Here is a 17,356-nt window from a genome sequence, read left to right as displayed (position 1 = left end):
TCGGCCTCGGCGATTAGCCCTTCCCCGACTTGCCGACCAGGTTCGGGTTGACCGTCAGGCCGAGCTTCTTCAGTTGGCCGAAAGCGTTGCCTTTGCCGTTGCCGCCGCCGGCCAGGTTCACCTGGACCACGTAGATGATGTTGTTGATCACCACGGTCGAAATGGCCGTGGCCCCGTCGCCGATCGCGATGTTGTTGAGGTCGACGTTGGTAATCGGCGCGATGATCACGAAGTTCGACTGTCCGCCGTTCTTGCCGGCGGTGAGGTTGTCCATCTGCGTGTCGTCCAGGCGCGTCGGACTGGAGTCTGCGGCGAAGGCGGATCCGCCGCCAAACAGCGCGGCGATAGTCGCGATGGCGAGCAACTTCTTCATAGCTGATCTCCTGGGGTTGCTGTGCGCAAAGGCGGCCTCGTCGCGTGCAAGACGAGACGCCCGGCGGCCGGGATGTATTCCCGTAACCCCGATGGAGAGACAGACTAGAATTCGGCGTACGACCGTTTGGGTAGGGAACACGCCCGCCCCACACGCAGAACGCGTTGATCTCTATCGATGATCGCACCTCTGCGAGCCGTACGAAGCTTCGCGAACGATTACGCCATATTCGGTATCCCTAAATCTCGCCAACGCTGCGGAACAGCGCCGGCCGCCGGCCACGGTCGGCCGGGACGACGGCCGGCGGCTCGCCGCCCAGCGCCCGTCAGTCGCCGCGGGTCACGCTGACCTGGCTGACGCTCCGAACGATCTTCACGTTGTTGCTCTTGCCGTCGTTCGACGAGGTGATGGTCGTCGTCGGCGTCCAGTGCCACTTGCCGCCGAGCTTCGCCCGCAGTTGCTCGACGCGCGCCCTGACGGCCGCCAGCCGCGCGAGGACGTCCGGACGCGCGCCGGCGGTGGCCTCGTCCATGGCTGACGGGGACAGGACTACGGGCTCGGCCGCGGCGACGGCCGCCGAGCCCAGGACCGCGCCGGCCACAACCCCGGCCAGCAAGTGAGCGGAATGCTTCATTTCGTGATCTCCAGCGGCTCGTGCGGGCCACTCCCGCCCGTCCGCTGGACCGGCAGGCCGCCCCGCCGAACCGGTTCAGTTGTCGATTGAATAGTGGGTGGTGATTGCGACGTGGCTTTCGACCACGGACGACCCGTCAGACGAGACGTCATAGCTGTTCACGATGGTCGTGCCGCCGCCCGTGAAGTCGCCTTGCCCGAACCCGGACAGGTCGATGGACAGCCGATCGCCGAACGCGTCGTCGAACGCCCCCGCCGTGGTCCGGTCCAGATCGCTGTCGGCCAGCACCGTCGGGCGCGCCTCCGCCGCCGAGACGGCGCAGGCGAAGAAGCCGGCGGCGAGGCCGGCCAAACCAATACGCAGCTTCATAGCCACATCTCCTCGGCGCGCAGCTAAGCGTGTCCCGCCTCCGCCGGCGGCGAAGACGGGACCGTTCAGGTCGCGACCTGGGTCAGTTCCAGTTGATCTTCTGCCGGATCGCGGCGACCTGCACCGCGTTTACGATATTGCCGGCGCTGGCGGTTCCGCTGCCGACATTCACGGCGACGGCCGTCGGCACGATCACCTGGGTCGGAACGGCGACTGCGATGTTCAAGTTGACGGCGCCGGCGCTGACGCCGTCCATTTGCGTTTCGTCCAGACGCATCGGTTCGGCGCCGGTGGCCGGCGCGGCGAGCGCGGCCGTGCCGGCCATCACAACGGCCGTGGCCGAGGCCGCGGCCAGGAGCAGTTTGGTCATCTGTCCGGTCCTTTAGCGAGAGAATGGAGCGACCGGCGCCCGTTCAGGCGCCGGCCGATCCGCCCGCCCCGTCGGCGGGGCGGGCGGGTAAGGTCCGGCTCAGCAGTGCGTGAACGCGGTGAACTTGCAGTTCGTCTGCGAGATGTAGGTGTTCTGGTTGGCCTTCACGCCGCTGTACACTTCGCCGCCCTTGGAGGCGTAGTTCTTCACTTCCAGCGCCTGCAGGTTCGAAACCACGGCGACGTTGGTCTGATTGTTGTTCAGGAAGCCGGCGCTGACCGTATCCATTTGGGTGTCGGCCAGACGATCAGCCGCGAGGGCGGAACCGGCGGTGGCGCCCAGCAGAGCGGTGGCGGCGGCGATGGCGAACAGCTTCTTCATGACAAACTCCATTTGGTTCGATTGAGCCAAGGCCGGGCCACCCGGTGAGCAGGAGGTCGTCCCGGCCGCCGCAATCAATCCCAGATCGAGCCTGCACTCGACAGACTAGAATTCGGCTTACACCGCTGTTGGTACGACGCTAGGTGAGAAAGGTAAGTATAGCTTCAGGCACACGGCAACCTGACAAGCCGGATACCGCCAAGACAACTACCGCGCTACTACCACCTATTCGGTACGCCTCTCGACGTTCGGGTCGGAACAATAGACCCGTCCACTCGGTCTCTGAGCGCGGTCGGCGACGCGAGAGACGGCGACCGTCACACACCCCTCGGGGCGGGGACCCACACGACAGCACCACGCGAACCCCGGACGAGCTCTGTGTTCGAGCCACGAACAGGGAGAGCTAAATGCCTCTGACGACCACGGACCATCGCGACATGCACGCGCTCGGCGCGCTTCCGCCGTTGAGATCGAAACCGGGCGCTCCCGCCGCGCCGGCCGTGCCTGCGCCGCCCGCCGTCGGCCGCCCGTTGTCGGTGCTTCTGATCGACCCTTCCCCGCTGACCCGGGAGTGTTTGAGCCTGGCCCTGGCCGAGCACGCCGACGAGTTTTCCGTGGTGGCGGCCAGCGCCCCGGAGCAGGCCCGCGCGACCGGGCCTGTGGACCTGGTCCTGCTGCACGCCGGCCGCGAGGCCAAGGACGCGGCCGCGCTCGTCCGGGATCTGCCCACCATCACCGCCGCCCTGCCCGACGCCTCGATCGTGCTGCTGGCCAACCGGCACTCGCCCGGCGACGTGCTGAGCGCCTTGCGCCTGGGGGTGCGGGGATGCCTGTCGCACGACGTCAGTCCGGACGAGCTGTGCCGGGTGCTGCGCCGGATCAGCGCCGGCGAGGTGTTCGTCCCCGCCGACGCGGTCGACGCGCCGTCAGGCGAGCCGCAGGCGTCGCCGGCGGCGACCGGGCCGGCGGACCCCGCGCACCCGGCCCTGACTCCGCGTCAGTCGGACGTACTGGTCCGCATCCGGCAGGGAAAGTCGAACAAGGTGATCGCCTTCGAGCTGGGAATGCAGGAGAGCACGGTGAAGGTCCACGTGCGCAACATCCTCAAGCAACTGGGCGCCACCAACCGCACCGAGGCGGTCTATCTGGCCAACCTGGGCTGACGCGCGGTCAGGCCGCGGAGTCGGCCGGGACCTCGAGGCGCGCGGTGATCAGCCGGGCGGCGTCCATCTTGTGACCGCCCAGGCGCGACACCTCCAGGTGGACGTGGTCGGTGATGCCGGGATAGCGGTCCTGCAGGCTGTGCGCGGCGCCGATGTTCTGGCCGGCGTGCACGGCCTGGCCCTCGACCACGGCGGCGTCGACGTACATCACGCGCGTGACGTAGTGCAGGGCCGGGTTGGTGATCTCGACGAAGCGCAGGTTGCGGCTGTCCTCGTAGACGTAGCCGATCTTGCTGACATAGCCCGACATCGGCGCGCGCACGTCCTGGCCGCCGTGAGCCCGGTAGTCGACGCCGGCGTGCTCGCGCCCGCCGCCGTCGCGCGAGGCGCCGAACTGTCCCGAGCCGTAGGCGTCGTGGTCGCGCGGGGCTTCGCCGGTGGGATTGACGAAGTCGGCCTGGCCGTCGCCGTCGACGTCGGCGCCTTCCCAGACCAGGCGAGGCACCAGCAGCGGCGCCTCGAAGGCGCCGGCAGAAGCCGGCAGGACCGACGCGGTCAGATCGATGCGATCGGCGCCCCCGGTGACCACGCGCGCCTGCGCGCCGGCGTGCCACAGTCCGGTGGCGACACCCGCCAGCATCGCGAACTTCAGCAGACGGCGCGAAAAGACATGCATGAGCAGAATTACCTCGGTGCGAAATGCGATCGGATCAAAAGGCCCGCGCCGGAGCGCGTTGAGCGCCCGATGACCTGCGGACACCGGTGATATGCGAACATCGGCATCGGATACCGATGCGACACGTTGTCCGCCGCGCGCGCAGACCGGCTGAGGACCTAGATAATCAGGGGCGTACGGGCCCCGGTGCGTCCGTCCGCCGCACCGGCCGCCTGCACGGAATCTGCACGCAAAGCCCTCGCGCCCGGCGCCGGGGGACGCATCGGCCTCCACCGGCGCGCGGCAATCAGGCTCCACAGTTCACGGAGCCTCCATGTCAGCCCCTCCCCTGACCTTCTGGCGCAAGCCGCTCGCCGCCGCCGCCCTGGCGACCCTCGCCGACCAGCTCCTCTACGGCCACGGCTTCGGCTCGGCGCTGGGCGTCTTCGCCCTGGCCTGGACCCTGACCCTCGCCCTCGCCCGCCCCGCGGTCCGTCGCGATCGCCGCGCCCTGTTCGCCCTGGCGATCGCCGCCCTGTTCGCGCTGGTCCTGATCGACCGTCCGGGCCTGGTGGCCTGGAGCCTGTTCGGGATCGCACTCGGCGCCGCCGCCCTACTGCCGCGCACCGGCCGCTTCGACGACGTCTGGCGCTGGGCGCAGCGGTTGATTGTTCAGGCGTTCGCCGGGATCTGGGCTCCGCTGGGCGACCTCGGCCGGCTGCGCCGGGTCGAGCGCCTGAGCGGTCGGCGGGCCCCCCGTCCGACGGCGCTGCTCGGCGTGCTGGCCCTGCCGCTGGTCGGCGGAGCGGTGTTCCTGACCCTGTTCGCCGCCGCCAACCCGATCATCGCCGACCTGCTGGGCCGCGTGCGCCTGCCCTCGCCGGACCTGCTGCGCTGGATCTTCTGGGCGAGCGTGGGCGTCGCGGTCTGGGCGACCCTGCGGCCGCGTTCGAAGCGCAGGCTGCTGCCGCTGCCCGGCGGCGGCGCGCCGGGGCCGCTGCCGGGCGTGACGGTCGCCTCCGTCGCCCTGTCACTGATCCTCTTCAACGCCCTGTTCGCCGTTCAGAACGGCCTCGACCTGGCTTTCCTGTGGAGCGGCGCGGGCCTGCCCGAGGGCGTGACCCTGGCCGAGTACGCCCACCGCGGCGCCTATCCGCTGATCGCCACCGCCCTGCTGGCCGGCCTGTTCGTGCTGGTCGCGCTGCGCCCCAGTTCCGACACCGCGGCGAACCCGCTGTGCCGGCGTCTGGTGGTGCTGTGGGTGGTGCAGAACATGTTCCTGGTCGCCTCCAGCATCCTGCGCACCCTGGACTATGTGGAGGCCTACTCCCTGACCCGCCTGCGGCTCGCCGCCCTGGTCTGGATGGTGCTGGTGGCCGTGGGCCTGGCGCTGATCTGCTGGCGGCTGCTGCGCGGCAAGAGCGGGGCCTGGCTCATCAACGCCAACGCCCTTACCGCCGCCCTTGCGCTGGCGAGCGTGAGCGTGGTCGACCTCGGTGCGGTGGCCGCGCACTGGAACGTCCGCAACGCCCGGGAAGCCGGCGGACGGGGGACGCAGCTCGACTTCTGCTACCTGAACCAGCTGGACGGCGGGGCCCTGACCGCCCTGGCCCAATTGGAGACCCGCCCCGGCGAGCCCGGCTTCAAGGCCCGGGTGACGGCGGTGCGCGGCGCCGTCCAGCGGCGGGTCGAGGCCCGCCAGGCGGACTGGCGCGAGTGGACCTGGCGCGACGCCCGCCGGCTGGCGGCGGCCCGCGCCCTGGTCGGCGACGCGCCGGCTCCCAGCCGCATGCTCTGCGACGGGGCGCCCGAGCCGGTCGCCGTCGCCGCGCCGACCACGCCCGCCTCGTCGGCGCGCGAATACTACGGCCCGCGCGAGCTGGTCGACGCGCCGGAAACCGCGGTCTCGCCGGCCCCGTTGACCTCGGAAGCTCAGCCGTGATCATGCGCGCCATGTCCCGCTCCATCCTGGTCGTCGACGACGACCCGCACATCCGCCAGCTGCTCGGCTTCGCCCTCGCCAAGGCCGGGCTGGAGGTCCGTGAGGCCGCCGACGGCGAGGCGGCGCTGGCGGCGGTGGCGGCCCACGCCCCCGACCTGGTGGTGCTCGACATCAACATGCCACGCATGGACGGGCTGGAGGTCTGCCGGCGGCTGCGCGCCCAGGGCGAGCTGCCGATCCTGTTCCTGTCCTCGCGCGACGACGAGATCGACCGGGTGCTGGGCATCGAGCTCGGGGCCGACGACTACGTGGTCAAGCCGTTCAGCCCGCGCGAAGTGGTGGCCCGCGTGCAGGCCGTCCTGCGCCGCTCGGCGCCGCGCGAACCCGCCTCGGAGGGCGCGGTCGCGCGCGGGCGCCTCAGCCTCGACCCGGACGGCTGGCGCGCCCGCTGGGAGGGGACGGAGGTGACGCTGACCGTCACCGAATTCGGCATACTGCGCGCGCTGGCTGGCGCGCCGGGCAAGGTGTTCACCCGCGACCACCTGATCAGCCGCCTGCACGGCCCGGGCTTCGCGGTGACCGACCGCACCATCGACAGCCACGTGCGCAACCTGCGCGGCAAGTTCGCCAGCGTCGGCGGCCACGACGTGATCGAGACCCGCGCCGGGGTCGGCTACCAGCTGGGGGCCTGCACCGGCGCGCGCGCGTGATCGGGCGTTTCAAGGCCTTTGTCCGCAGCCGTTGGCCGTCCTTGCGCCTGCGCACCATCGTGCTGGCGGTGCTGATCTTCACCGCCGCCCTGCCTGGGGTCAGCGCGATCTTCCTGCGGGTGTACGAGAACACCCTGGTGCGCCAGACCGAGGCCGAGCTGGTCGCCCAGGGCGCGGCCCTGGCGGCGGCGGCCGAAGCCGCCTGGCCGGGCGCGCCCGCCGCCCCGCAGCTCCCGCCGCTGCAGCCCGCCGACTACCGGCCCGAGCCGCCCAGCATCGACCTCAGCGCCACGCCGGTGCTGCCCGAGCGGCCGCGCGCCGCGCCCGCCCTCACCCCGGCCGATCCCGACGCGGCGGTCGCTGCGGCCGCGCTGGCCCCGCTGATCCGCGCCACCAGCCGCACCACCCTGGCCTCGATCGTGCTGGTCGACCGCAGCGGCCGCGTGGTGCTGGGAGCGGACACAGGCGGCGACTACGCCGTCCTGCCGGAGGTGCGCGCGGCGCTGGGCGGCGCGCCGGAGACCGTGCTGCGTCGCAACGGGGCCTACCGGCCGCGCTATTCCTTCGAGTGGCTGAGCCGCGCCTCGGCGCTTCGGATCCACCACGCCCGTCCGGTGCGGGTCGGCGACCAGGTGGTGGGCGCGCTGCTGCTGTCGCGCTCGCCGCGCGCGCTGTTCCGGGGGATCTACCAGGACCGCGGCAAGATCATGCTGGGCGTGGGCGCGATCTTCGGCCTGCTGGTGGTGTTGTCGGGCCTGGTTTCGCGCGGCGTCACCCGCCCGATCGAGGCCTTGAGCGCGGCCGCCCGCGAGGTCGCCCACGGCCACGGCGCCATCCCGCCGACGCCGCAGACCGCTGCGGTGGAGATCCGCACCCTCTACGAGGACTTCGCCGTCATGGGCGAGGCGATCGCCCGCCGCTCGCGCTATCTGCGCGACTTCGCGGCGGCCGTGAGCCACGAGTTCAAGACCCCGCTCGCCGGCATCCGTGGCGCCACCGAGCTGCTGGAAGACCACCACGCCGACATGAGCGAGGCGGAGCGCCGCCGCTTCCTGTCGGCCATATCGGCCGACGCCGCGCGGTTGTCGCAGCTGGTCGGCCGCCTGCTGGACCTGGCCCGCGCCGACATGGCCCGGCCCGAGGCGGGCGTCTCCATCGACGTGGCCCCGCCGGTGCGCCGCGTGGCCGACGCCCTGACCGTCGGCGGCTTCGCCGTGACGGTCGAGCTGGCCGAGCCGGCTCCGCGGGTCTCGGTTCCGGAAGCCACCATCGAGGCGGTGCTGACCGCCCTGCTGGAGAACAGCCGCCAGGCCGGCGCCGGCCGCGCCGTCATCGCCGCGCGCGCCACGCCCGAGGCCCTGGTCCTGTGGGTCGCCGACGACGGCCCAGGCGTGCCGCAAGCCGACCGGCCGCGGCTGTTCGAGCCCTTCTTCACCAGCCGCCGGGCCGAAGGCGGCACCGGCATGGGCCTGGCCGTCGCCCGCTCCCTGCTCGCCGCCAGCCACGGGCGGCTGGAACTGGTCGCCTCACAGGCCGGCGCCCGCTTCGAGGCGACCCTCCCCCGCGCGCAATGAAAAAGGCGCCGGCCTTTCGACCGGCGCCTTTCAATTCCAGTCCGGAAGGACCGATCAGCTGTCCAGGAAGCTGCGCAGCTTCCGCGACCGCGACGGGTGCTTTAGCTTGCGCAGGGCCTTGGCCTCGATCTGGCGAATGCGTTCGCGGGTGACCGAGAACTGCTGGCCGACTTCTTCCAGGGTGTGGTCGGTGTTCATGCCGATGCCGAAGCGCATGCGCAGGACTCGCTCCTCGCGCGGCGTCAGCGACGCCAGCACGCGGGTGGTGGTCTCGCGCAGGTTCGACTGGATGGCCGCGTCGATCGGCAGGACCGCGTTCTTGTCCTCGATGAAGTCGCCGAGGTGGCTGTCCTCTTCGTCGCCGATCGGGGTCTCGAGCGAGATCGGCTCCTTGGCGATCTTCAGGACCTTGCGCACCTTCTCCAGCGGCATGGCCAGCTTTTCGGCCAGCTCTTCCGGGGTCGGCTCGCGGCCGATCTCGTGCAGCATCTGGCGCGAGGTCCGGACGATCTTGTTGATCGTCTCGATCATGTGCACCGGGATGCGGATGGTGCGGGCCTGGTCGGCGATCGAGCGGGTGATCGCCTGACGGATCCACCAGGTGGCGTAGGTCGAGAACTTGTAGCCGCGGCGGTACTCGAACTTGTCGACCGCCTTCATCAGGCCGATGTTGCCCTCCTGGATCAGGTCCAGGAACTGCAGGCCGCGGTTGGTGTACTTCTTGGCGATGGAGATCACGAGGCGCAGGTTGGCCTCGACCATTTCCTTCTTGGCCTGACGGGCCTCGCGCTCGCCCTTCTGCACCGTCTGGACGATGCGGCGATAGTCGTCGATCGGCACGCCCGCGTCGGTCGCCAGGGTGGCGACGTCGCCGCGGATGTCGGCGATCTGCTGGGACTCGTTGTCGGCGAACTTGGTCCAGCGCACGCCCATGTCGCGGACACGCGTCGCCCAGGTCGGATCCAGCTCCGAGCCGAAGTAGGCCTTCAGGAATTCCGTGCGCGAGATGCCGTAGCTGTCGGCCAGGCGCAGCAGGCGGCCTTCCAGCTGCATGAGCTTGCGGTTGATGGCGTACAGCTGCTCGACCAGCGCCTCGATACGGGCGTTGTTCAGCTTCACCGTCTTCAGGCGGCCGGAGATGGCGGCGTTGGCCGCCTCGTAGGCCTTGCGGTCGGCGGCCGACAGGTCCTCGCCGCGCAGGCGGGCCGAGACCAGCTTCTCCTGCAGCTTGCGGAAGCCTTCGAAGTCGGCGGCGATCAGGTCGAGCGTCGCCATCACGCCTTCGCGCAGCTCGGCCTCCATGGCCGAGACGGTCGGGCCGGCGCCGTCGTCGAAGTCCTCTTCGCCCTCGCCTTCCGGCTCGGCCGGAGCTTCAGCCGGGGCGGCTTCCGCCTCGACTTCCTCTTCCTCGCCTTCCTCGCCGGTCGGCGGGCCGCCCTGGCCGCCGTAGGTGCCTTCCAGGTCGATGATCTCGCGCAGCAGGATGCGGCCGGCGGCGAGTTCGTCGCGCCAGACCATGATGGCTTCGAAGGTCAGCGCGCTCTCGCACAGACCGCGGATCATGGTGTCGCGGCCGGCCTCGATGCGCTTGGCGATGGCGATTTCGCCCTCGCGCGACAGCAGCTCCACCGAGCCCATCTCGCGCAGGTACATGCGCACGGGGTCGTCGGTGCGGTCGTAGGTCGGCTTGGACTCGGTCTCGGCCACGACGGCGGTTTCTTCGCGAACCGCCACCTCGCCGCCTTCCTCGGCGGCCTCCTCGGCCTCGATGACGTTGATGCCCATCTCCGAGAGCATGGCGAGGGTGTCCTCGATCTGCTCGGAGCTGAACTCTTCGGACGGCAGGACCTTGTTCAGCTCGTCCATCGTGACGTAGCCGCGGGCCTTGGCCTGCTTGATGAACTTCTTGACCCCAGCGTCGGTCAGGTCCAGCAGAGGCCCGTCAGACGAAACTTCGGCCTCTTGCGTTTCCACCTGATTGGTCATTCGCGTCTCCGGCCGACCCGCCCCCCGGGGTTCGGCAAACACCAAATCCAAAATCGGCGCCGCGTCGGGTTACGACCCGTCGTCCGCCCAAATCGTTCCCGTCTTGATCGCCCGCCTGAGCGCGTCGCGTTCGGCTTTCAATCGCTTGAACGCCTCGGGATCGGAACCGAACAGGTCCTCCGTTTTCCCAGACGCCAAAGCGCGCTCCAACGCAGACAACCGCGAAAGAGCGTCGAACGCTTGCGACCACAGGCCTCGCGCGTCGGCGAGCGTCTTTTCCGGGGCCAGGAACGGCGCGCCCGATTTCAGGGCCGCCCTTTCGACCTCGCGTAACAACGCACCGAGTCCCGATTTGGCCAGATGGCGAGTAAGAGCGTCTCTGTCAAGGGTATCGGCCTGCAGCCGCAGTCGGATGATTTCCTTCGCCAATCCGTCCAGCGCCGGATCGCCGAAGCCGCAGGCCTCGATCTCCTCCAGCCGCTCGTCCAGACGGGCCGGATCGTCGATGGCGCCCTGGGCCACGGCGGCGGCCGTGGCGTCCAGGGTCTGCGCCAGGGAATTGGCCGCGCGGCGCCCGCCTTCGGTAGCCCCGGACAGGGCCGGCGCGCCGCCGCGCCGCCACTCGCCGCGGCCCCGGCCGGCCGGCGCCGCCCCGGACGAAACGTCGCGGGGAAACAGGCCGTCGAAACGGGTGAACAGGTCGTTGCGGTACTGCTCCGAAAGGTCCTTGTCCTGAATGGCCGCGGCGACGGCGCGCAGGCGGCTCTTCAGTCCGGCCCGGCGCTCGGGCGTGTCCAGCGGCTCGGCGTCGCGTTCGCGCTGGAACAGCACCTCGACGAACGGCTTGGTGTCGGACAGCTGGTCGCGGAGCGCCAGCGCGCCCTTGTCGCGCAGCAGGTCGTCGGGGTCCTGGCCGCCGGACAGCAGGCAGAAGCGGAACGAGCGGCCCGCCTTCAGCTGCGGCAGGGCCCGGTCGATCGAGCGGAAGGCGGCGCGCAGGCCGGCCTTGTCGCCGTCGAAGCAGAGCACCGGCTCGGAGTGGATCCGCCAGAGCAGCTCCATCTGCTCTTCGGTCAGGGCCGTGCCCATGGCGGCCACGGCCGCCACGCCCGCGCGCTGGCAGGCGATCACGTCCATGTAGCCTTCGACCACCACCGGGGCCGCGTCGTCCGCGCCGGAGCCCAGGATCTTCCGCGCCTCGGGCAGGCCGTAGAGGTTGCGCCCCTTGTGGAAGAGCGAGGTCTCCGGGCCGTTCAGGTACTTGGCCTTGTCGTCCGGGTTCATGGCCCGGCCGCCGAACGAGATCACCCGCCCGCGCCCGTCCACGATCGGAAAGATGATGCGGTCGCGGAAGCGGTCGTAAGGCTGGCCGCCGCCTTCGGGCGAGATCAGCAGGCCCGCCTCGACCAGCTCGGCCGGCTTGGCCCCGCGCTGGACCAGCACGTCCTTGAGCGCCGTGCGCCCAGCCGGCGCGTAGCCCAGGCGGAAGCGGCCCCACTGGTCCTCCGGCAGACCGCGCTTCGCCAGGTAGGCGCGCGCGTCCGCGGCGCCCGGGCGCCTCAGCTCGGCCTCGAACCACTTGGCGGCCAGCTCCAGCCAATCCTGCAGGCCCTGGCGCTTGTGCTCCATCTCGGCCGCGCGCGGATCCTCCGCCGGCAGCTGCAGGCCGGCCTCGGCCGCCAGCCGCTCGATCGCCTCGCGGAAGCTGAGCCGCTCGGTCTCCTGCAGGAAGGAGATCACGTCGCCGTGCTTGCCCGACGAGAAGTCGTGGTAAAAACCCTTGTCGTCGTTGACGTAGAACGACGGCGACTTTTCCTTGGTGAAGGGGCTCAGGCCCACCCACTCGCGCCCCTGGCGCTTGAGCTTCACGCTGCGGCCGATCACCTCCGAGGGACGGAGGCGGGCCTTCAGCTCGTCGAGGAAGCGGTCGTCGAATCGCACCGGCGCTCAATCCACGATGCGGACCGCGAGCGCAATGCGATCGAGTTTCGCACGTCCCCCCGACATCTCCACCAAGTTCATACGCCCACGGCGCAGTTTGTCCACGTTGACCCGCGTCCGCAGGCGTGCGGAACATCGCGCATGCTGATCACCGCCCGCGCCGAGCTCTATCGCAGTCCCTCCGCCTTCGAGCGCGAACGCCACGGCGTGTTCGCGAAAAGCTGGCAGTTCCTCGGGCTGGAGCGCGACCTGGGCGAGCCGGGCGACTACCTGGCCGATTCGATCGCCGGCTTTCCGGTCGTGGTCGTGCGCGGCAAGGACGGGGCGCTGAACGGCTTCCACAACGTCTGCCGCCATCGCGCCGGCCCGCTGGTCGGCGAGACCGCCGGCAAGTGCGAGGGCGAGTTCGTCTGCCGCTACCACGGCTGGCGCTACACCCTGGACGGGCGGCTGCGCAGCGCGGTCGGGTTCGGCGCGGCCGAGGGCTTCGACCCGCGCAACTTCCCGCTGTTCCCGATCCGGGTGGAGACCTGGCGCGGCTTCGTGTTCGTGAACCTGGACGCCGACGCCGCGCCGCTGATGGATACGCTTCAGCCGCTCGAGACCCTGTGGCGCGAGCGCGAGATCGAGATCCCGACCGCCACCCTGCGCCGCAGCCACAGCCTGGGCTGCAACTGGAAGGTCTACGTCGAGAACTATCTCGAGGGCTATCACATCAGCGCCGTGCACCCGACCCTGGCGGCCGAGGTCGACTGCGGCGCCTACCAGGTGCGCATGGACGGCCGGATCGCCGTGCACGAGGTGCCCTCGGCCGAGGGCAGCACCCAGGAGGGCCTGTGGGCCTGGGTCTGGCCGAACCTGGCGGTGAACGTCTACCGGCGCGGGCTGATGATCGAGCACATGCGCCCGGACGGCTTCGGCCGCACCCGGCTGGACTACCTCTACCTGCACCACGCGGACGAGCCGATGGACGACACCCTGGCCGCCTCGGACCGGCTGACGGCCGAGGACGCCTGGATCTGCGAGAAGGTGCAGCAGAACCTCGACGCCGGCGTCTACGAGTTCGGCGCCTTGTCGCCGCGCCAGGAAAACGCCGTGGCCTGGTTCCAGGCCCAGGTGGCCGAGGCGCACGCGCGGCCGCATAGACGGGCTGAAGAACCCGAGCCGGGCTTCGCCGAGGGCGGCTGCCTGGTGGCTGAGTAGAGCGCGCCGGGGGGCGGCATGACTACGACCAAGAAGATCGGGCCGTTCCTGGCCGCCCTGCTGGTGGCGGGCAATATGATCGGCTCCGGCGTCTACCTGCTGCCGGCCACCCTGGCCTCGGTGGGCTCGTCCAGCGTGCTGTCGTGGCTGGCGGCCACCGCCGGCGGCCTGGTGCTGGCCGGGGCGTTCGCGCTGCTGGCCATGCTGCGCCCGACGCTGAACGGCATCGCCACCTACGCCGGCGACGGCCTCGGCCGGCCGTTCGGCTTCGCCTCGTCCATGGCCTACTGGGTGTCGAGCTGGGTCGGCAACGTCGCCATCGCGCTGGCCGTAGTCGGCTATCTGGCCGTGTTCGTGCCCGGCCTGAAGGGCCCGGTCCCGACCACCGCCGCGGCGATCGGGGCGATCTGGCTGCTGGCCGGGGCCAACCTGCTGGGCCCGCGCCTGGTGGCGCGCCTGTCGGGCCTGACCCTGCTGATCGGCCTGCTGCCCATTCTGGCGGTGATCGTGCTGGGCGTGATCGACTTCGACCCGCACGTGTTCACCGGCTCGTGGAATCCCTCGGGCAAGCCGCTGGCCGAGACAATCCCCCCCTCGGTCGTGACGGTGTTCTGGGCCTTCCTCGGCTTCGAAAGCGCCAACGTCGCCGCCGCGGCGGTGCGCGACCCGCAGCGCGACATCCCCATCGCGGCGCTGGGCGGCGTCGGCCTGGCCGCCGTGGTCTACATGGCCGCGACCGTGGCCATCATGGGCATCATCCCGGCCGGCGAACTGGCGACCTCGACCGCGCCCTTCGCCGACGCGGTCACCCGCCTGGCCGGCCCGACTGTCGGCGCGGCGGTGGCGGTCTGCGCCCTGGTCAAGGCGATCGGCACGCTCGGCGGCTGGATCCTGGTGGCGGCCGAGACCAACCGCGCCACCGCCGCCGAAGGCTTCCTGCCGCGCGCGATCAGCGAAGTCGAACCGGACCGCACGCCGGTGCGCGACATCCTGGTCACCAGCGCGCTCATGACCGGCGCGGCGGTGCTGTCCGCCTCGCCGACCCTGGGCGAACAGTTCGAGGTGCTGATCAACGTCTCCACCGTGCTGTTCATGGTGGTCTACGGCCTGTGCGCCCTGGCCCTGGTGCGCTTCGCCGGCGCGATCGAACGCCCGGGGCCGCGGCTGGGCGCGCGCCTGCTGGCGCTCGCCGGCGCGCTGTTCTCCATCTGGACGATCTGGTCGTCGGACCGCGAGCTGCTGAAGGTCACCGGGGTCGTGCTGCTGGCGACCACGCCGCTGTGGGCGATCTCGGCCCTGACGCGGCGGCGGGCGGCGGCGGCGGCCTAACCCCGACCCAGCGCCTCCAGGGCCGGCCCGGTCAGGCGGCACACGCGCCAGTCGGGCAGCACGGTCGCGCCCAGGCCCTCGTAGAAGCCGATGGCCGGCGCGTTCCAGTCCAGCACCGCCCATTCCAGCCGCGCATAGCCCTGCTCGACGCAGCGTTTGGCCAGGCCCGCCAGAAGCGCCTTGCCGATTCCCCGCCCGCGGAAGGCCGGACGGACGAACAGATCCTCCAGATAGATCCCGTGGCGGCCGCGGAAGGTGGAGAAGTTGTTGAACCACAGGGCGAAGCCGGCCGGCTCGCCGTCGACCTCGGCGATATCGCAGAAGGCGCGCGCGCCCTCAGCGAACAGGGCGGCGGTGACGTCGGCCTCGCTGGCCACGACCTCGTGCAGCAGCTTTTCGTAGTCGGCCAGCTCGCGCACGAGCTGAAAGACGAGGGGCGCGTCGGACGGGCGCGCCGGACGGATGGTGAGCATCACCCGGCTTTACAGCCCGCGTGCGGCTTGGTCACCCGTTCCGTCGAAGCCGGGAAGCGCTCCAGCGCGGCGGCCGGGCGGACCGGGCGGCGCACCAGTTCGCCGCCGCAGTTCGGGCAGACGCCGGCGAAGCGCCGGTTGGTGCAGTCGGTGCAGAACGTGCACTCGAAGGTGCAGATGAAGGCCTGCGCCGCGGGCGGCAGGTCGCGATCGCAGCACTCGCAATTGGGACGCAACTGAAGCATCGGCCGGGCGCCTCCAGACGACGGTGAAGAGCATTCCGCCAAGCTTTCTGCCGCGCCCTGGCCGCGCCCGCCAGTGAACATTCGGTTAGGCGCAGCGGCGGGTTTCACCGCGCCCGGGACCGGGTTCGCCGCAGCCGCCGCGCCCGCGCGCCGACTGGCGTGAGAGCGTGACGTCGACGCACGGAGTTCGAATCATGCTGGAGGCCCTGCTTTTTCTCGCGATGGCGGCGACCGATCCGGCGCCCGCTGCGGCCCCCTACGAGGTGATCCGCGCCGGCGACCGCGCGAAGACCTGCGAAGTCCTGCTCCAGGAGGTCAACGGCCTCAACGCCGAGCTCCAGGCCGAACAGAACCGTCAGGCCGAAGCCATGAACGACACCGTCAAGGACCAGATGGGGGCGATGACGGGCGGGGTCGGCTCGACCGTCGCGTCCAGCCTGGCCGGCCTGGTTCCGTTCGGCGGCCAGGCCCTGTCCATGGCCCGCCAGGCGCAGGTGAGCGCGGCGCAGCGCAAGATGGCCGATGAGATGACCGCCCTGCAGCAGGAGGCCATGGCGCTGGGACCGAAGTACCAGCGGCTCGACTACCTGATGGATCTGTACAACTCCAAGGCCTGCTGACCGGCCGCCCGCCGCCGGGCTGCGACCGAAAACGCGTTGACCGCGTCTGCCTGAATCACTACCTACGCGACCGTTTGCGCGGCGGGCCGAGAAAGACCTCGGCCCGCCGTTTTGCAAGCCTGGTGTGATTTCCGAGGAGACGCTGCGATGACGACGAAACTCATGAGCGGCGCGACCGGAGTGCTGGCCCTGGCCGACGGCACCATCCTGCAGGGAATCGGCGTCGGCGCGACCGGCGAGGCGCTGGGCGAGGTGGTCTTCAACACCGCCATGACCGGCTATCAGGAAATCCTGACCGACCCGTCCTACATGAGCCAGATCCTGGCCTTCACCTTCCCCCACGTCGGCAACGTCGGCGTGAACCTGGAGGACGTGGAGCAGATCGGCCAGGGCGGCGAGACCTCGGCGCGGGGCGCGATCTTCCGCGACCTGCCGACCGCGCCGGCCAACTATCGCTCGCAGGGCGACCTCGACGGCTGGATGAAGCGCCGCGGCGTCGTCGGCCTGGCCGGCGTCGACACCCGCTCGCTGACCAAGCGCATCCGCGAGCACGGCTCGCCGCACGGGGTCATCGCCCACGATCCGGAAGGCAAGTTCGATCTGGACGCCCTGGTCGCCAAGGCGCGCGAGTGGAGCGGCCTGGTCGGCCTCGACCTGGCCAAGGACGCCACCACCCTGCAGCCGTTCGTCTACGACGAGGGCCTGTGGACGTGGCCGGAAGGCTACGCCAAGGCCGGCCAGCCGAAGTACGAGGTCGTGGTCCTCGACTACGGCGTGAAGCGCAACATCCTGCGCGCCCTGACCAGCGTCGGCGCCCGCGCCACCGTGCTGCCGGCCACCGCCACCGCGGAAGAAGTGCTGGCCCGCAATCCGGACGGCATCCTGCTGTCGAACGGCCCGGGCGACCCGGCCGCGACCGGCGAGTACGCCGTGCCGGAGATCAGGAAGCTGGTGGAGAGCGGCAAGCCGGTGTTCGGCATCTGCCTGGGCCACCAGATGCTGGCGCTGGCGCTCGGCGCCAAGACCGTGAAGATGGACCAGGGCCACCACGGCGCGAACCATCCGGTGAAGGACCTGACCACCGGCAAGGTGGAAATCGTGTCGATGAACCACGGCTTCACCGTGGACCGCGACAGCCTGCCCGCGCCCGTGCAGGAGACCCACGTCTCCCTGTTCGACGGCACCAACTGCGGCCTCGAGGTGAAGGACCGCCCGATCTTCAGCGTCCAGCACCATCCTGAAGCCTCGCCCGGGCCGACCGACAGCCTCTACCTGTTCGAGCGCTTCGCCGCCCTGATGGACGCGCAATCCTAAGGCCAGCAAGGCGGGCCGGCCGCCGGCTCGATCCCAAAAAAAAGGCGGCTCCGCGAGGAGCCGCCTTGAAGGGC

Annotated in this window: 18 protein-coding genes; 8 read left to right on the top strand and 10 right to left on the bottom strand. The window is 70.7% G+C overall.

Annotated features, from left to right (window positions below; all coding sequences use genetic code 11):
• Positions 1–13: 13 nt before the first annotated feature.
• The 5 genes from H8B08_RS02030 to H8B08_RS02010 form a co-directional block, all read right to left on the bottom strand.
• Positions 14–373 (bottom strand): hypothetical protein, encoded by a 360-nt coding sequence (locus H8B08_RS02030; RefSeq protein WP_187448542.1) that lies wholly within the window; start codon positions 371–373, stop codon positions 14–16.
• 325 nt (positions 374–698) lie between these two features.
• A complete protein-coding gene (locus H8B08_RS02025; protein WP_187448541.1) occupies positions 699–1,007 on the bottom strand; it encodes a hypothetical protein in 309 nt (102 codons plus the stop codon).
• Between the two features lie 75 nt (positions 1,008–1,082).
• Positions 1,083–1,376, bottom strand: a complete 294-nt coding sequence (locus H8B08_RS02020) for a hypothetical protein (RefSeq protein ID WP_187448540.1) — start codon at positions 1,374–1,376, stop codon at positions 1,083–1,085.
• An 82-nt stretch (positions 1,377–1,458) separates the two neighbouring features.
• Positions 1,459–1,746: a hypothetical protein gene (locus H8B08_RS02015; protein WP_187448539.1), complete on the bottom strand. Its 288-nt coding sequence runs from the start codon at positions 1,744–1,746 to the stop codon at positions 1,459–1,461.
• A gap of 99 nt (positions 1,747–1,845) precedes the next feature.
• A complete protein-coding gene (locus H8B08_RS02010; protein WP_187448538.1) occupies positions 1,846–2,127 on the bottom strand; it encodes a hypothetical protein in 282 nt (93 codons plus the stop codon).
• 407 nt (positions 2,128–2,534) lie between these two features.
• Here H8B08_RS02010 and H8B08_RS02005 point away from each other — a divergent pair, with 407 nt between their 5' ends.
• Positions 2,535–3,290 (top strand): response regulator transcription factor, encoded by a 756-nt coding sequence (locus H8B08_RS02005; RefSeq protein ID WP_187448537.1) that lies wholly within the window; start codon positions 2,535–2,537, stop codon positions 3,288–3,290.
• A 7-nt stretch (positions 3,291–3,297) separates the two neighbouring features.
• On the opposite strand, the gene H8B08_RS02000 is transcribed toward H8B08_RS02005, so the two are convergent.
• Positions 3,298–3,930, bottom strand: coding sequence for a M23 family metallopeptidase (locus H8B08_RS02000; RefSeq protein WP_255500615.1), 633 nt, complete (start codon positions 3,928–3,930; stop codon positions 3,298–3,300).
• Positions 3,931–4,279: 349 nt separating this feature from the next.
• Here H8B08_RS02000 and H8B08_RS01995 point away from each other — a divergent pair, with 349 nt between their 5' ends.
• Genes H8B08_RS01995 through H8B08_RS01985 form a run of 3 tightly spaced genes read left to right on the top strand, consistent with a single transcriptional unit; the run spans position 4,280 to position 8,171 of the window.
• The gene (locus H8B08_RS01995; protein ID WP_187448535.1) at positions 4,280–5,887 is read left to right on the top strand and encodes a DUF4153 domain-containing protein; all 1,608 of its coding nucleotides are present in this window, start codon (positions 4,280–4,282) and stop codon (positions 5,885–5,887) included.
• 2 nt (positions 5,888–5,889) lie between these two features.
• Positions 5,890–6,597, top strand: coding sequence for a response regulator transcription factor (locus H8B08_RS01990; RefSeq protein WP_187448627.1), 708 nt, complete (start codon positions 5,890–5,892; stop codon positions 6,595–6,597).
• A complete protein-coding gene (locus tag H8B08_RS01985) occupies positions 6,594–8,171 on the top strand; it encodes a HAMP domain-containing sensor histidine kinase (protein ID WP_187448534.1) in 1,578 nt (525 codons plus the stop codon). Before H8B08_RS01990 ends, H8B08_RS01985 begins: the two co-directional genes overlap by 4 nt.
• Before the next feature lie 54 nt (positions 8,172–8,225).
• On the opposite strand, the gene rpoD is transcribed toward H8B08_RS01985, so the two are convergent.
• Both rpoD and dnaG read right to left on the bottom strand, forming a co-directional pair.
• Positions 8,226–10,157 (bottom strand): RNA polymerase sigma factor RpoD, encoded by a 1,932-nt coding sequence (gene rpoD, locus H8B08_RS01980; RefSeq protein ID WP_187448533.1) that lies wholly within the window; start codon positions 10,155–10,157, stop codon positions 8,226–8,228.
• A 69-nt stretch (positions 10,158–10,226) separates the two neighbouring features.
• Entirely contained in the window at positions 10,227–12,098 is a 1,872-nt protein-coding gene (dnaG, locus tag H8B08_RS01975; RefSeq protein WP_187448532.1) for a DNA primase, read from the bottom strand.
• Positions 12,099–12,239: 141 nt separating this feature from the next.
• Between dnaG and H8B08_RS01970 the strand changes: the two genes are divergently transcribed.
• Together H8B08_RS01970 and H8B08_RS01965 are read left to right on the top strand one after the other, a co-directional pair.
• Positions 12,240–13,301, top strand: coding sequence for an aromatic ring-hydroxylating dioxygenase subunit alpha (locus H8B08_RS01970; protein WP_187448531.1), 1,062 nt, complete (start codon positions 12,240–12,242; stop codon positions 13,299–13,301).
• An 18-nt stretch (positions 13,302–13,319) separates the two neighbouring features.
• Complete coding sequence (locus H8B08_RS01965; protein WP_187448530.1) at positions 13,320–14,630, top strand: amino acid permease; 1,311 nt, start codon at positions 13,320–13,322, stop codon at positions 14,628–14,630.
• On the opposite strand, the gene H8B08_RS01960 is transcribed toward H8B08_RS01965, so the two are convergent.
• Both H8B08_RS01960 and H8B08_RS01955 read right to left on the bottom strand, forming a co-directional pair.
• The gene (locus tag H8B08_RS01960) at positions 14,627–15,106 is read right to left on the bottom strand and encodes a GNAT family N-acetyltransferase (RefSeq protein ID WP_187448529.1); all 480 of its coding nucleotides are present in this window, start codon (positions 15,104–15,106) and stop codon (positions 14,627–14,629) included. The two genes, H8B08_RS01965 and H8B08_RS01960, sit on opposite strands and share 4 nt — an antisense overlap.
• Complete coding sequence (locus tag H8B08_RS01955) at positions 15,103–15,348, bottom strand: DUF1272 domain-containing protein (protein ID WP_187448528.1); 246 nt, start codon at positions 15,346–15,348, stop codon at positions 15,103–15,105. Before H8B08_RS01955 ends, H8B08_RS01960 begins: the two co-directional genes overlap by 4 nt.
• A 194-nt stretch (positions 15,349–15,542) precedes the next feature.
• Between H8B08_RS01955 and H8B08_RS01950 the strand changes: the two genes are divergently transcribed.
• Both H8B08_RS01950 and carA read left to right on the top strand, forming a co-directional pair.
• The gene (locus tag H8B08_RS01950; protein WP_187448527.1) at positions 15,543–15,968 is read left to right on the top strand and encodes a hypothetical protein; all 426 of its coding nucleotides are present in this window, start codon (positions 15,543–15,545) and stop codon (positions 15,966–15,968) included.
• Positions 15,969–16,115: 147 nt separating this feature from the next.
• Positions 16,116–17,282: a glutamine-hydrolyzing carbamoyl-phosphate synthase small subunit gene (gene carA / locus H8B08_RS01945; RefSeq protein ID WP_187448526.1), complete on the top strand. Its 1,167-nt coding sequence runs from the start codon at positions 16,116–16,118 to the stop codon at positions 17,280–17,282.
• Positions 17,283–17,356 lie beyond the last annotated feature (74 nt).

Origin of the sequence: Caulobacter sp. 17J80-11 (genome assembly GCF_014349105.1) — a bacterium.
Classification (GTDB): domain Bacteria; phylum Pseudomonadota; class Alphaproteobacteria; order Caulobacterales; family Caulobacteraceae; genus 17J80-11.
This window is presented reverse-complemented; position numbering and strand designations above follow the sequence as displayed.

Excerpts from the sequence above, each read along its gene's own strand:
- H8B08_RS02030 (WP_187448542.1), bottom strand. The coding sequence starts at position 373 with ATGAAGAAGTTGCTCGCCATCGCGACTATCGCCGCGCTGTTTGGCGGC.
- H8B08_RS02025 (WP_187448541.1), bottom strand. The coding sequence starts at position 1,007 with ATGAAGCATTCCGCTCACTTGCTGGCCGGGGTTGTGGCCGGCGCGGTC.
- H8B08_RS02020 (WP_187448540.1), bottom strand. The coding sequence starts at position 1,376 with ATGAAGCTGCGTATTGGTTTGGCCGGCCTCGCCGCCGGCTTCTTCGCC.
- H8B08_RS02015 (WP_187448539.1), bottom strand. The coding sequence starts at position 1,746 with ATGACCAAACTGCTCCTGGCCGCGGCCTCGGCCACGGCCGTTGTGATG.
- H8B08_RS02010 (WP_187448538.1), bottom strand. The coding sequence starts at position 2,127 with ATGAAGAAGCTGTTCGCCATCGCCGCCGCCACCGCTCTGCTGGGCGCC.
- H8B08_RS02005 (WP_187448537.1), top strand. The coding sequence starts at position 2,535 with ATGCCTCTGACGACCACGGACCATCGCGACATGCACGCGCTCGGCGCG.
- H8B08_RS02000 (WP_255500615.1), bottom strand. The coding sequence starts at position 3,930 with ATGCTGGCGGGTGTCGCCACCGGACTGTGGCACGCCGGCGCGCAGGCG.
- H8B08_RS01995 (WP_187448535.1), top strand. The coding sequence starts at position 4,280 with ATGTCAGCCCCTCCCCTGACCTTCTGGCGCAAGCCGCTCGCCGCCGCC.
- H8B08_RS01990 (WP_187448627.1), top strand. The coding sequence starts at position 5,890 with ATGCGCGCCATGTCCCGCTCCATCCTGGTCGTCGACGACGACCCGCAC.
- rpoD (WP_187448533.1), bottom strand. The coding sequence starts at position 10,157 with ATGACCAATCAGGTGGAAACGCAAGAGGCCGAAGTTTCGTCTGACGGG.
- H8B08_RS01970 (WP_187448531.1), top strand. The coding sequence starts at position 12,240 with ATGCTGATCACCGCCCGCGCCGAGCTCTATCGCAGTCCCTCCGCCTTC.
- H8B08_RS01965 (WP_187448530.1), top strand. The coding sequence starts at position 13,320 with ATGACTACGACCAAGAAGATCGGGCCGTTCCTGGCCGCCCTGCTGGTG.
- H8B08_RS01955 (WP_187448528.1), bottom strand. The coding sequence starts at position 15,348 with ATGCTTCAGTTGCGTCCCAATTGCGAGTGCTGCGATCGCGACCTGCCG.
- H8B08_RS01950 (WP_187448527.1), top strand. The coding sequence starts at position 15,543 with ATGCTGGAGGCCCTGCTTTTTCTCGCGATGGCGGCGACCGATCCGGCG.
- carA (WP_187448526.1), top strand. The coding sequence starts at position 16,116 with ATGACGACGAAACTCATGAGCGGCGCGACCGGAGTGCTGGCCCTGGCC.